12 protein-coding genes and 1 pseudogene are annotated in these 13297 nt (G+C 46.2%); 7 read left to right on the forward strand and 6 right to left on the reverse strand.

The window, feature by feature from the left end:
• Nucleotides 1-223: 223 nt before the first annotated feature.
• Entirely contained in the window at nucleotides 224-619 is a 396-nt protein-coding gene (locus tag L9W92_RS07940) for a DUF8042 domain-containing protein (RefSeq protein WP_240083221.1), read from the forward strand.
• A 55-nt stretch (nucleotides 620-674) separates the two neighbouring features.
• On the opposite strand, the gene L9W92_RS07945 is transcribed toward L9W92_RS07940, so the two are convergent.
• Genes L9W92_RS07945 through L9W92_RS07970 form a run of 6 tightly spaced genes read right to left on the reverse strand, consistent with a single transcriptional unit; the run spans nucleotide 675 to nucleotide 6738 of the window.
• A complete protein-coding gene (locus L9W92_RS07945) occupies nucleotides 675-1739 on the reverse strand; it encodes a nucleotidyltransferase family protein (protein WP_240083222.1) in 1065 nt (354 codons plus the stop codon).
• Nucleotides 1740-1761: 22 nt separating this feature from the next.
• Nucleotides 1762-2778: an N-acetylneuraminate synthase gene (neuB, locus tag L9W92_RS07950; protein ID WP_240083223.1), complete on the reverse strand. Its 1017-nt coding sequence runs from the start codon at nucleotides 2776-2778 to the stop codon at nucleotides 1762-1764.
• Complete coding sequence (neuC, locus tag L9W92_RS07955) at nucleotides 2772-3971, reverse strand: UDP-N-acetylglucosamine 2-epimerase (protein WP_240083224.1); 1200 nt, start codon at nucleotides 3969-3971, stop codon at nucleotides 2772-2774. The genes neuB and neuC overlap by 7 nt, the downstream gene beginning before the upstream one ends.
• Nucleotides 3972-3973: 2 nt before the next feature.
• Nucleotides 3974-4633: an acetyltransferase gene (locus L9W92_RS07960; protein ID WP_240083225.1), complete on the reverse strand. Its 660-nt coding sequence runs from the start codon at nucleotides 4631-4633 to the stop codon at nucleotides 3974-3976.
• 5 nt (nucleotides 4634-4638) lie between these two features.
• Entirely contained in the window at nucleotides 4639-5739 is a 1101-nt protein-coding gene (locus tag L9W92_RS07965) for a LegC family aminotransferase (protein ID WP_240083226.1), read from the reverse strand.
• Nucleotides 5740-5760: 21 nt separating this feature from the next.
• A complete protein-coding gene (locus L9W92_RS07970; protein ID WP_240083227.1) occupies nucleotides 5761-6738 on the reverse strand; it encodes an NAD-dependent 4,6-dehydratase LegB in 978 nt (325 codons plus the stop codon).
• Between the two features lie 225 nt (nucleotides 6739-6963).
• On the opposite strand from L9W92_RS07970, the gene L9W92_RS07975 reads away from it, so the two are divergent.
• The 6 genes and pseudogenes from L9W92_RS07975 to L9W92_RS08000 form a co-directional block, all read left to right on the forward strand.
• The gene (locus L9W92_RS07975; RefSeq protein ID WP_240083228.1) at nucleotides 6964-7938 is read left to right on the forward strand and encodes a Gfo/Idh/MocA family protein; all 975 of its coding nucleotides are present in this window, start codon (nucleotides 6964-6966) and stop codon (nucleotides 7936-7938) included.
• The gene (locus L9W92_RS07980) at nucleotides 7871-8581 is read left to right on the forward strand and encodes an acylneuraminate cytidylyltransferase family protein (RefSeq protein ID WP_240083229.1); all 711 of its coding nucleotides are present in this window, start codon (nucleotides 7871-7873) and stop codon (nucleotides 8579-8581) included. Before L9W92_RS07975 ends, L9W92_RS07980 begins: the two co-directional genes overlap by 68 nt.
• Nucleotides 8571-9398 (forward strand): SDR family oxidoreductase, encoded by an 828-nt coding sequence (locus tag L9W92_RS07985; protein WP_240083230.1) that lies wholly within the window; start codon nucleotides 8571-8573, stop codon nucleotides 9396-9398. Before L9W92_RS07980 ends, L9W92_RS07985 begins: the two co-directional genes overlap by 11 nt.
• A gap of 46 nt (nucleotides 9399-9444) precedes the next feature.
• The gene (locus tag L9W92_RS07990) at nucleotides 9445-10197 is read left to right on the forward strand and encodes a class I SAM-dependent methyltransferase (RefSeq protein ID WP_240083231.1); all 753 of its coding nucleotides are present in this window, start codon (nucleotides 9445-9447) and stop codon (nucleotides 10195-10197) included.
• A 41-nt stretch (nucleotides 10198-10238) separates the two neighbouring features.
• Nucleotides 10239-12248, forward strand: coding sequence for a motility associated factor glycosyltransferase family protein (locus L9W92_RS07995; RefSeq protein ID WP_240083232.1), 2010 nt, complete (start codon nucleotides 10239-10241; stop codon nucleotides 12246-12248).
• 119 nt (nucleotides 12249-12367) lie between these two features.
• A pseudogene (locus L9W92_RS08000) lies at nucleotides 12368-12802 on the forward strand (flagellin N-terminal helical domain-containing protein); the annotation flags it as partial.
• Between the last annotated feature and the right edge of the window lie 495 nt (nucleotides 12803-13297).

The following is a 13297-nucleotide window of genomic DNA, read 5'->3' on the forward strand; positions in this document are numbered from 1 at the left end:
CAATTTGTCGATAAAAGTTATAACAAGCAATGAACTGCCGAAATACATTTCCACCGAAGGTTTATCAATAATTGATAGTCAATCAATTTAATGGAACATTCGAAATCAATACAAAGGAAATCTTATTTTTATGTCGAATATAGTTTAACAATAAGCCATTTTGAAAATTTTGTAAATTTACTGTAATATTACCTAGAAATAAGTCAGAAAGGGATGAGGATTAATGGATGACATCAAAGAGTTATCTGATGAGATTTTTGATTCCGCCATGGATTATCTGCCTCGCCTAATAGACGGATTATCCAGGGCGTCTGACCATTTTAAAAAAAATGAAAACCTGAATGGCTTTCAAATTTTAAGTGACGCAAATGAGGGTTTAACTTGGTTTAATGAAGTTGTCCTAGGACTGCCTGTTATACTTCCGCAGGGAGATAATGTGACAGATATCAAGACTAGCTGGCAGCCTTATATGGAAGCGCTCAATAGCATACTTGAATCAATAGAAAACAAAGACACTCACTCCGTAGGTCAATTGCTTGAAAATGAGATAGTCCCTTTCATCCGGCTAGTTTTTGAAAAAATAAGTAACCTCAAGCCAGGAACTCAATATACACAATAATAATTAATCTTTAAATATTAAATAAACCTTTCAGATATTAAATAAGGGTAATTTATCAGCCGCTCAATCCTATGTTGTTAAACATCTTTAATGTCATCTGGTATTCATCCCACTGCCCAATATCAAACCACTTGCCGTGATGCGGATAAATTCCCACGCTCATACCATGTGATTGAGCAGTTTCTATTAATTCCGGCATGTCTAAAGGAGTTTCTTTTTGAATATACGGCAATAAATATGGCTCTAATACGTAAATACCAGTGTTAACCAAAAAATGAAAGTTCGGTTTTTCATGTATCCAAAAGCGCTCTCCTTCCGAGTGTAAAACGCCATACGGAACCTCAAACTCCTTTAAAGCTCCGACTACGGTGATCGAATGCTGCCGTTCTTTGTGGTATTCAAGTAAATGACCGTAATCCAACTCGACAATAATGTCACAGTTAGTTAATATAAAAGTGCTGTCAACAAGACTACCGAGTAGTGAAAGGGCGCCTGCTGTTCCCAGAGGGCTTTTTTCCTGAACAAAATCCACGCTGTACGGGCGCCTGTCGTCATTAAAATAAAGACGAATTATTTCTCCTTTGTAACCCAGGCAGAGTATAAAATGACCAAAACCCTGGTGGTTAAACCTGTCCATAATCACTTCAATAATAGGCTTATCATGTAAAGGAATCATAGGCTTCGGCAGTATTTTTGTGAAAGGATCTAAACGCGTACCCTTTCCGCCGGCCATTATTACAACATTTTCCGACCTCTCCTCAACTTGATGTAAAAATAAATCCTGCCATATTAACAATTTAACAACCCGACCGTCGTCATCAACCAGTGGTACATGTCTAATACCGTTTTCAATCATCAATCTACGGGCAGAATCGAATGAAGAACCGATAGGAAGCACTTTAGGGCGGCTGTTCATTATTTTGGAGATAGGTTCACTTAAGTTAACCCCTTCTAGAAGCGCACGTCGCACATCACCGTCCGTTACAGTTCCGAGCAAGACGTCGCCATCATCGATAACAAGCAGTATCTGCCGGGCTGTGCGGTCCATTTGTGCAAGCGCGCTTACAATTTGCTCACCGGGTGATATATGAATTTCTTTTAGTGAATCTTCTCTTTTCATAATATTTGAATGCTCCTTGATTTCAAATCATATCCCAGGTTATAACCGAATCCTTCTGAATGTCCACTCTGGCAAACCGCCCAACAATGATATTTAACATATTCGGCGGAATGCCCGTGCCGGGACGTTTTACAGTAAGCTTATTTTCTGTAATGGTTTCTCCTGCAAAAATATCATCTGCCGCAACTAGACTTCTCCTGGCGTGCCGCATAATGTCCCTTTCACTCTCACTTGGCCTTTTACGACCGTCCCCCAGAGCTTTTTCGACATTGCGGATCGCCCTAACCATTGCTACCAGTTCATCAGGTTGCACTGAAGCCTTGTGGTCCGGCCCCTCCATCCCCCTGTCCAGCGTGAAATGTTTTTCAATCACACAAGCCCCGATTGCCGCCGCCGCTATCGCAGCTTCGATACCCTCAGTGTGGTCTGAATAACCAACCGGCAAGTTGAAGGCCCGGTGCAACGTGAGCATTGCCCGCAGGTTTACTTCCCTGAACGCGGCGGGGTAACTAGATGTGCAGTGCAGAAGAATAGTATCATCCTGTCCCGCTTGCCGCAGCACATCAAGAGCCTCCTCCACCTCACCTAACGATGCCATACCCGTTGATAATATTAGCTTTTTCTTCTTGCCTGCAATGTATTTTAAGAATGAGTGATTGGTTAAATCACCTGAGCTAATTTTAAAATAGGGCACTCCCAATTCATCTAAAAAATCCACGCTTGGGAAGTCAAACGGAGTAGACAAGAACACAATACCAAGCTGGCTGCAGAAAGCCGCCAGTTCCCGAAATTCCACACGGGTCATAGCCAGGCGTCTGAGCATTTCCAATTGCGTTTCATTGCGCGCCGGCATATTTGACCGCTGGTATGCCGCCCGGCAGGCACTCTTGGCAACGAGTTCTTCCGGATTAAACATTTGAAATTTTACCGCGTCAGCCCCCGCTTTCGCAGCCACTTCAACCAGGCTCTTGGCAGTATCCAGACAGCCGTTGTGGTTAACCCCGGCTTCAGCGATAATAAAGATCCTGTCTTTTAGCACTTCAAATAAGCCTCCTCTCCGGGAGAAGGGAAATCCAGTCTTTTATTCAATAGTCGCCGGTCTAACGAAACAGACTCTAGAACCGAAATAACTCGCTCGCTTACTTTCCCGTCACCATACGGATCGTATGGATTTTTCGTTTCCTTCAAATGACTGCGAAAATCTTCTTCATGCAAGGCTCTCCGCAGCCCGGCAACTATGGCGTCTTTGCGGCAAGATACGTCTATCACGCTTTCAGCCCGCAGGCGTCCCTTTTGCCGATCCCCTACGTTAACCGTGGGTACTTTAAATGAAGGGGCCTCAATTATCCCGCTGGACGAGTTGCCCACTACTGCCGCCGCGTTTTTCATCACTCCCAGGTAACCTCGCGAGCCAAGATTATTAAACAGCTTAACGCGGGGGTTTACCGCGGCATATTCTTCCCATACCTTGACAACCTCCAGGTATCCGACCTCTATCCCCGGATGGGTGATAACCTGCTGATACTCTGAAAATTCCTTCAGCGCGGCAATTAAGCTCTTTATCTGACCAATTGATTCTTTTTCTTTTGCTATTGTCTCTGGATGGTAGGTAATCAGTAATGTCGGTAGTTCCGGGTTAAAACCGAACTTGGCGTTTATATCCCGGATACCCATTACATTCCCGCAGCGGATGTTTTCCACAACCGGCGAACCTACAACGTGAATTCGCCATGCCTCCTCCCCCATTTGCCGCAAACACCGCCCGTACTCAAAGGCGCTGGGGAAGTGCAGGTGGGCCATCTTGGTTATGGCATGGCGCACTTGTTCGTCAAGAGCACCCTCAGTAGTTTCACCGCCACAAAGGTGCGCTACAGGCACACGGTGCATCAACGCGGCAACCAAAGGAATAAATAGCTCATAGCGGTCCCCCAGAAGGAGGATAATATCCGCCGGGTGACTAGTAAAATAACCACCGATCTCAATCAGTCCCAGGCCGACTGATTTAACCAGAGCGTCGGGGCTGTCGGAAAAAAGAACATTATCTATCAGACAATCAGGAGTAAACCCGTCATCCAATATTTCTTGCACCGTCAAGCCTTGGCCCGGCACTAGATGAGCACCGGCAACGATAAGGGACAAATCCAGCCGATTGGAATTTTTGATGCTTTTGATCACCGGCCTTAGCAAACCGTACTCGGCCCGCGTTGCCGTAAAGACTGCAACCCTGCGCACTGTTAAAACCTTTCTTCCATTTTTTTAATCACCCTGGCAGGATTCCCGGCCACCACGGTTAACGGCTCGACATCGTGGAGCACCACAGACCCGGCGCCTACCAAAGCTCCTTCACCAATGGTCAGTCCTTGAATTACCACCGCGTTGGCACCCACATGCGCTAAACGGCCCACTTTAACGCCACCGCATAACACAGCCCCTGGCGAAACATGCACATGCTCACTCAGTGAGCAATCATGCTCAACTATCGCACCTGAGTTGACAATTGTGTTACTGCCGATTTCCACACCAGGATTAATCACCACACTCCTAGCAACCAACACACCGTCTGCAAGACCAGTATCACCGGCTATAGCAGCGTCCGGGTGAATTAACGGCGGAAAGGAAAAACCGTAGGCGCGGACCTGCTCATACAGTTTGCACCGCAGTCTGTTATCTCCCACTGCGCCGACCCCGAGAGCCGCGAGTTTAACTCCCTGTCTGCGCAGGAAAGGCAGAACACTGTCATCCCCTAAATATTTTAAATCCCAGTTCGTGGCAGGCTGCCGCCTAACAGGACCAGTGTAACCAACTATTTCATAAACACCTGTTTTTTTAATTATTTCTAAGACCACAGTCGCATGTCCGCCGGCACCGATAACTACAACAGGGGATGCACCCAAAGAAATCACCCACCTAAAATTGCCCGGCCCACTTCATAGATATCTTCTTCCGTAAGAAAACTGGCACCCGGCAAATTAAGACCTCTTTCATGCAAATTTTCAGCTACAGGGCATTTTGCAAAACCGGCACTCGCAAAAGCAGGCTGTCGCGACAAGGGGGTAAAAAGAGGCCGCACCTGAATCCCCCTCGCAAGGAGCCGCCTGGCCACTTCCGCCCTATTCTCGCCAAAGTGCTCCCGGTCCATCAGCAATGAAAACAGCCACCAATTGCTTTTTGCTTCCCCAAGCTCTTTCTGCCAGCTCAAGCCAGTCACATCCTTGAACATTTCCCGGTAAAGAGCGGCATAGCGCCGCTTGTTTTTTAAAAACTCCGGCAACCGTTCCAACTGGGCTAAACCCAAAGCAGCCTGCAAATTATTCAACCTGAAATTATACCCAATTTCCTGATGTTCGTATTCGAAAATACCGGCTTCGCGGCCCTGATTGACCAGCAGACGCGCCCGGTTTGCCAGATCTGAGTTATTGGTAACCAGCATGCCGCCGCCGCCCGTGGTAATCACCTTGTTACCATTGAAGCTGAACACGCCCATATCCGCGATTGTACCCGCGCTTTTCCCCTTGCATGTGGCCCCTAAAGCTTCAGTGGCATCTTCAACAACCCTCAAATTATGATTGAACGCAACCTTCATCAAGGAAGTCATGTCGGCCGGATTGCCATATAAATGCACTGGAATAATCGCCCGGGTACGCGCGGTCAACGCCTTTTTCATTTTGTCCACGTCAATGTTCCATGTCGCCGGATCAACATCTACAATCACTGGAGTGGCGCCTACATAAAGCACAGGATTCACCGTGGCGATAAAAGTTAAGGCTGGTACAATCACTTCATCACCCGGACCTATGTCAAGAAGCCTGAGGGCGAGGTGGATAGCAGAAGTACCGTTCACTATCGCCACGGCAAACCGCGCGCCCACATAGACGGCAAAGCGCTCTTCAAATTCTGCTACCATCGGGCCAGCGGAAGAAACATAACCGCTTTCGAAAGCACGCATGACGTATTCTTTCTCCAGTTCGCCGATATTAGGAGCGTCTAACGGTATACGCATCAGTTATAACGCGCCTCCACTCTACACATTGTATAAGTCCGGCTTATACAGGTGGATATTTTCGCCTAGCCATTTGATTGTTTCAATCAACCCAAGCTCCAGATCATAACTAGGTTTCCATCCTGCAAGTTCCAGGGCTTTTTTATTATCGCACAAAAGGCGCTCCACTTCGCTTGCGCCCGGCCTTACCTTGGCTTCATCCTCGTTAACGATAATTTCCTTACCCATCAGATTTCCTATCAAAGCGACAAGCTCTTCAATGGAAATCTCCCTGCCGCTACCGACATTAACAACCTGTCCAATAGCATTATCCGACCTGCCTACAGTAATCATACCCAACACCGTGTCACGCACATAGTTCAAGTCGCGGGTGGGCTTAAGGTTACCCAAGCTAACCAACCCGCTTCCACTGATTGTTTGGGTAATAATAGTGGGGATGATCGCCCTTGCTGACTGGCGGGGACCAAAAGTATTAAACGGCCGGATAACAACCACCGGCAAGCCGAAAGAGCGGTAATAGCTCAGCGCCAACTGGTCGGCGCCGATTTTTGTTGCCGCGTAAGGAGATTGTGCCTGCAGGGGATGGCTCTCGTCAATAGGTACGTAACGCGCCGTGCCGTAAACCTCGGATGTGGAAGTGCACACAACGCGGCCAATGCCTTCTTCCCTGGCGCTCTGCAGAATATTATATGTACCTTCGACATTAGTTTTAATATAGGCAAGTGGCGACACATAAGAGTAAGGGATACCGATAAGCGCCGCAAGGTGAAATACGGTATCCATCCCTTTAACAGCTTGCCTTACACTGTCGTAATCACGTATATCACCCGTATACACTTCGATATCTTTTATACATGGCAACGTCTGCAGCCAACCCCAGTCATTCCGGGCGTTATATCTTACAAACGCTCTCACTTCATGACCCAGTCCCACCAATTTTTCGACGAGGTGGGAACCGATAAAACCACCTGCCCCGGTGACCAAAATCTTCTGTTTCATATTAATTTACTCCATTGATATATAAATACTGGTAAAAACATTGTAACATGATGTCTATTGCGGTATCAATTAGAAAATTTACTGTCGAAAAAAGGATTTATACCCAACCTGCCGAAATAAAAACATTGTCTTAAGTCTAATATCGATCAAGAAGTTTTGGGTTGATCTTAATTTATAGTCCAAAGAATCGATATTATTTATAGAGGTAAAACAGGGGAAATGATTATGAGAGTACTAGTCATCGGTTATGGTTCAATCGGCTCAAAACATGTTAAAGTGCTAAAGAATCTAGGGTGCAGGGTAGCTGTAGTCAGCCAGTATGATATAGACTATGGCATCAAATATGAACATATAGATCGGGCCATTAACACTGAAAAACCTGACTACATCGTCATTGCAAATAAAACATGCGATCATTCTCAAACACTTATTTACATAGCTGAGCTTGGTTTTCAAGGGATAGTTTTGGTGGAAAAACCTTTATTCAACTCTCTTAAAGAACCCCCTCCGAATAATTTTCAGGCAATTTTTGTGGCGTATAATTTGAGGTTTCATCCGGTAATGCAAAGATTATATAACTTATTAAAAAATGAAAAAATATTGTTTGCGCAAGCCTACTGTGGACAATACCTGCCATTATGGCGCCCTCAGTCGGACTACAGGTTAAGTTATTCCGCCAGTAAAGCGGCAGGCGGTGGAGTCCTCAGAGACCTGAGCCATGAACTGGATTATCTTAACTGGATTTTAAGCGGTTGGCAAAAGTTAACCGCACTAGGTGGGCATTTCAGCCACCTGCAAATAGACAGTGATGATATTTTCTCCATCCTGTTCGAAATGAGCAGGTGTCCGGTAGCTGCTGTTCACATAAATTACCTCGACCGCGTTACCCGGCGGGAAATCCTTGTCAATACCGATAATTGTACTATTATAGCAGACCTGGCCAACAGCATTTTGGAAATTAATGGAACAAGAGACTACTTCGAAACAGATGAAAATATTACCTATCGTTTACAACATCAAGCAATATTGAACGGAGATTTTAGTTGCCTGTGCAGCATTGAAGAAGGGTTGGCTATAATAGAAATGATTGAAGCGATAGAACAGTCCGTTGCAGAAAAGGAGTGGATTACAAATGATAAGGCTCTGCACCATATGCGCCAGGGCCGGGTCGAAAGGAATTACGAACAAAAACATCCGTAAGTTATCAGGCAAACCACTTATTGCACACAGCATCATCCAGGCGCGCTCATCAGGTCTTTTTGACGCTATAGCTGTCAGTAGTGATGCTGATAACATTCTCCAAGTAGCCAAGGATTGGGGAGCCGACTATTTAATAAAAAGGCCTCCGGAATTGGCTACGGATCAAGCACCGAAGATACCGGCTATCAGGCACTGCATTTTGGAAGTAGAAAAACTTAGCAGGCGAGTTTATGATGTCATAGTTGAATTAGACGCAACCTCGCCATTGAGAACACCGGATGATATTGTGGAAGCTGTCAGGTTGCTGGAAGAAAAGAAGGTTTCCAACGTGATCACCGGCGCACCTGCCCGCCGCTCTCCTTATTTTAATCTGGTCGAAATAAACGAAAGCGGGACAGCGGTTCTGTCAAAAACACTGCCAAATCCGGTCTTCCGCAGGCAAGATGCGCCAAAATGCTATGATATGAATGCATCAATTTATGTCTGGAAAAGGGACACATTAATTGCTAATGATACAGTATTTTTCAAAGATACACAACTTTATGTGATGCCAATAGAACGTTCTGTTGACATTGATTCCGAACTCGATTTTGAGTTGGTAAAATTGCTAATTGAAAAGAGAAGACCGCATTATGATGAATAAAACCTATTCAGAACTATTTAGTCTAAAAGGTAAAACCGCCGTAGTTACAGGTGGAATTGGCATTCTGGGAAAACATTTTTGTTCCGGACTGGCTGAGTTCGGCGCAAATGTCGCGGTGGTCGACCTGGATGAAAAAGCAGCCGGTGAATTCGCCGCGGAGTTGGCAAAAAAATATGGTATTAAAGCAACCGGCTTGGGTTGCGACGTTTCTGCGCCGGAGTCTGTAAACATAATGGTATCAAAAGTTGTTGAAACATTTGGAGAAATCAATATTTTGCATAATAACGCGGCCGGTAAATCAACTGACCTTAACGCCTATTTCGCGCCCACCACTGAATACTCGCCGGCTGAGTGGCGCAGGATCATGTCAGTAAACATGGACGGCATGTTTTTAGTAGCTCAAGCCACGGGCAGGCAGATGATCGCTCAAGGCAAGGGTGGCACGATTATCCAGACAGCTTCGATCTATGGCGTCATGGGACCCGATCACCGGATTTATGAAGGCTCATATTACCTGAACCGCGAAATCAACACCCCGGCGGTATACGCCGCCTCCAAAGCGGCAGTCATCGGGCTGACGAAATACCTCGCCACCCTGTGGGCTGACATGGGTATCAGAGTGAACACAATTACGCCAGGTGGCGTTGAGAGCGGGCAAAACGATATATTTAAAAAAAATTATTCCACTCGCGTTCCCCTGGGGCGGATGGCCCAACCTCAGGAAATGGTCGGAGCGTTGATATACCTCGCTTCAGACGCCTCCAGTTACGTAACCGGCCAGAATGTCATCGTGGACGGAGGTCTTAGTGCATGGTAACAAGTATCCTTCTTTATGTAACCACTATAGAAAGGAAAATTTTATTATGACAAAAAAAGAAGCAGGTTTAATAAACAAAAAATTAGAGAATGTTTTTTATAATTATTACAAGAAAATTGGTTTCTTGGATAACGAAGAGAATCTATCAGACAATTATCTTAATAAATTCCTCAGGGAGAGATTTATTGAAAGAGTATTATTTACCGTACTGCGCGAATTCGAGATGAAAAGCCTGGCGGAAAAGTCTATTCTTATTACCGGATTCAGCCATGAACTGGTTTCATTCTTTTTAAAGCTGGGGGCTGAACCCCAAAATATCACCGTGGCCGATATTTGCCCGCAAGCCATTGACCGGGCCAAGGCCATCTTAAGCAAAACGCTTAGCTTTGTCAAAATAGACCTAGACACGCTTAATTTCAATGATAATACATTTGATATTGCTGTCTGCTTAAACTACCTGTCCAATATTCCTTCAGATGATCTTATTAACAAAATGGCCGTTGAGTTTTACAGGGTTTTAAAACAGGGCGGGCTTGCCCTGGTCTCTTTCACCAACGAGATCGCATCACACGACGACATCCAAATGTCAGGCGTGATGCGCGTATTCAGGCCGGAAGAAGTTATAAAGTTCTTTAATAGTTTTAAATTGGTTAACTTGCTGGATTTCATTCCTTGCAACTTTACCTTATTTTCAATTAACGAGGAATCTATTTACCCCAAGAGAATCGGTATTATCGAAGATCTTCTTATAGAGCAGGAAAAAAGGTACACGGATTCGCTCTTGCTACTTTCCAAGTAGTTACGCACAATCCAAGAAACAAAAGAAAAGACGGTGTTAAAATGGCCAACAAAAAGGCAAAAAAAAGAAGCGCTGCAGGCTTTCCGCGGCAAGCCGCCGCCCTGCCCCTAAAACAAGCGCCGCCCCTTTTCAGTGACAGGTTTCATACTACAACCAGGTTCTACCGTGACAACCTGGCGGCGCTAAAAACACATTATCCCGAACTGGCCCGCCGGGTGGAACAATGCCAATTCACTTCCCGCTACCGGGTAATGCAGTCCCTCAGGCCGGACGGCACTCCGAACCTTTACTGTGTGGAAAAAGACTTGCTTTACTATGATAACACCGATCCCCTTCGAGACTCCGAGCAGCAAATAGAAGCCCTGCATTTGAAAAACGCCAGACTGTCCGTTTTTCTCGGTGTCGGGTTGGGTTACGAACTCGTACATTTTGCCATGGACATTGCGGAAACAGTAAGCACAAAAGCAATAATAGTAATCGAAAAAGATCTTGAATTATTTAAGCTGGCTTGTTGCTACACGGATTTAGCTAGGCTTATCGCGCATCCCATGATTTTTTTCTTGATCGGAGCTAGTGAGAATGAACTTTACGTACCGCTGAGAAACAAATTGAAAGGAAGTGGCTGGTTCATTTACCTGCGCGCCCTCAAGCCGCTATACCATCCCTCCTCAATGCGCCTGGGAAAAGGCTACTACCTTAACGCGCTGAGAGTAATCCGCGACGCTTCTTTGCTCACTGTAACGGATTTCGGCAACTGCCCGGAAGATTCCCTGATCGGCGTCGAAAACATGCTGGCCAACCTGTCGGTAATCATCCGCAACCCAGGCATAAACCAACTCTTTGAAGCATTCAGAGACAAACCTGCCGTCGTGGTGGCCACCGGTCCGTCTTTAAATAAGAACAAGCACCTTTTAAAAGGCCTTGAGAAACGGGCCTTAATAGTATCTGTCGACGCCTCCCTGAAGATCCTTCTGGAAATGGGCGTCAGGCCGCACCTGGTCACGGCGCTTGAACGGGTAATCGCGGTAGCGGGCTTTTTCAAGGATTTTAGGCCGGGCGAACTGGACGATATCTACCTGGCTGCCTGCCCGGTCGTCCGGCGGGAAGTATACGACCTGTATTGCGGCCCGAAAGTAATTGTCTACCGGGCCTTTGACCACTTCAAGTGGCTGGACGTCGACCGTGGCATGCTGAATATTAAGGGATCGGCCGGCAACATGGCTTTTAAAATTGCTGCCGCGCTGGGCTGTAATCCAATCATCCTGGTGGGTCAGGACCTGGCCTTCGATAGAGCCGGGGCAACGCACGCCAATGGCCATATGTTGGGTGAAAAACAGGACTTTTTTTACCAAAGCGTAATGGAGGTTCCCGGCAACGATGGTTGCCCAATCCAAACAAGTACCGTTCTTTACAGTTTTTTAAAAGGCTACGAAGTGGACGTGGCGGAATACGCAGGCACATGTATCAACTCAACCGAAGGCGGCGCGTTTATTCAAGGAACACAGGTGATGACCTTGGCGGAGGCAATTGAACGTCACCTTAGTGCTGAGTTCGATCCTCTTGAGATAATCCACCGTCACCTGACCATACCGGATGAATCGGAGAATAAAGAAACATTAAGAAAAGTGTTTGCAAAAATAGATCATACCATGGCGGAACTGGAGAAAATAGATAGTATCTGCAAGAAATCTTTGAAAATGATCAAAGAAATGGAACCCCTTCTGAATCAAGCAGGCGTCAACCGGAATTCTGCCGGTCAGGTCAAAGAGTGTATGGTTAAAATTTATGAACAAAGGCGTAATTGCGAGTTGGATCACAACACCTTCCAGTTGTTTTTCATGCATGTAATTCAATCCTTTAATATTAAATTTGAGATGGAAATACAAGCCGTTCCCGAATCACATGATAATGAATCCTCGGCACTGGCGGAAACCGCTTTGCGGCATATTGAGTGGTTCACCACTGTCGGCCGCCTAGCCGACACCTGCCGTAAGACCCTTTACAAATACAGGGAACTGCTTTACTTCGATTTTCCCGGCGAACTTGATTAAAAAATTTATCATACCTTACAATATCTATAAAGTATTCGCCGATGCTGCCGATTAAATATACAGGCAGCATTTTATTGCCGCAATATAATAAAAAATATTTGTAAAGGAGTGATAACAAGGTGATTATTTATCACAACATTCCAGCATTGAACGCGTGGCGCAACTTAAGCATGAGTAATTCGTCCATGTCCAAATCGCTGGAAAAGCTCTCTTCCGGACTGCGTATTAACCGGGCAGCCGACGATGCCGCAGGTTTGGCCATTTCGGAAAAAATGCGCGCCCAGATCAAGGGCCTCAACCAGGCGACGCGCAACGCCCAGGACGGCATCTCGTTAATCCAGACCGCTGAGGGCGCCCTGAACGAGACGCACTCGATCCTGCAGAGGATGCGCGAGCTGTCCGTCCAGGCCGCAAACGACACCCTCACCTCCACCGACCGGGGCGAGATCCAAAAAGAGATCGACCAACTGACCTCGGAATTGGACCGGATCGCCAACACCACCGAGTTCAACACCAAGAAACTGCTGGACGGGACAGCCGCGGCCCTCACTTCCAGCGACAAGCTGTCCACCAAGATTTTTGTACGCGACGGACTGCGCACCATCGACCAGTTCGGCCAGAAGAAGACCAACAGCGGCAACTATGAATTAAAAATCGGTGTTAAAGAACTGGGGCAGACCGAGGTTCAAAAAACCGATATCTTTAAAGTCAAGCACACATACAATGGCATTGAAAACCTGAATCTGGCGTCATCGGCTAATTTAACAATGGTAGGCGCTTACAATTACGTTTCAGGCAGCTACACCTTAACAACGACTGTCGGAGGAACAGGTGCCACGACTGCGGAAGCCACTCTAACCCAGTCATTCAGGTCAGGCGGCGCAGGTACCATATTCGGTTCCGGTACAACTGCAGCTTCTGTAAATGCAACTGGTACTGTTTCGGCAAACGAAAGCGTACTAATTGAAATTACTAATGTAACAGCTTCCGGCGCCGTTACCTACCGTATTTCCACCCACAAGTACGACCTGGATGGAACTTATACTTTT

Source organism: Pelotomaculum terephthalicicum JT (genome assembly GCF_022410535.1).
Taxonomy (GTDB): domain Bacteria; phylum Bacillota; class Desulfotomaculia; order Desulfotomaculales; family Pelotomaculaceae; genus Pelotomaculum_D; species Pelotomaculum_D terephthalicicum.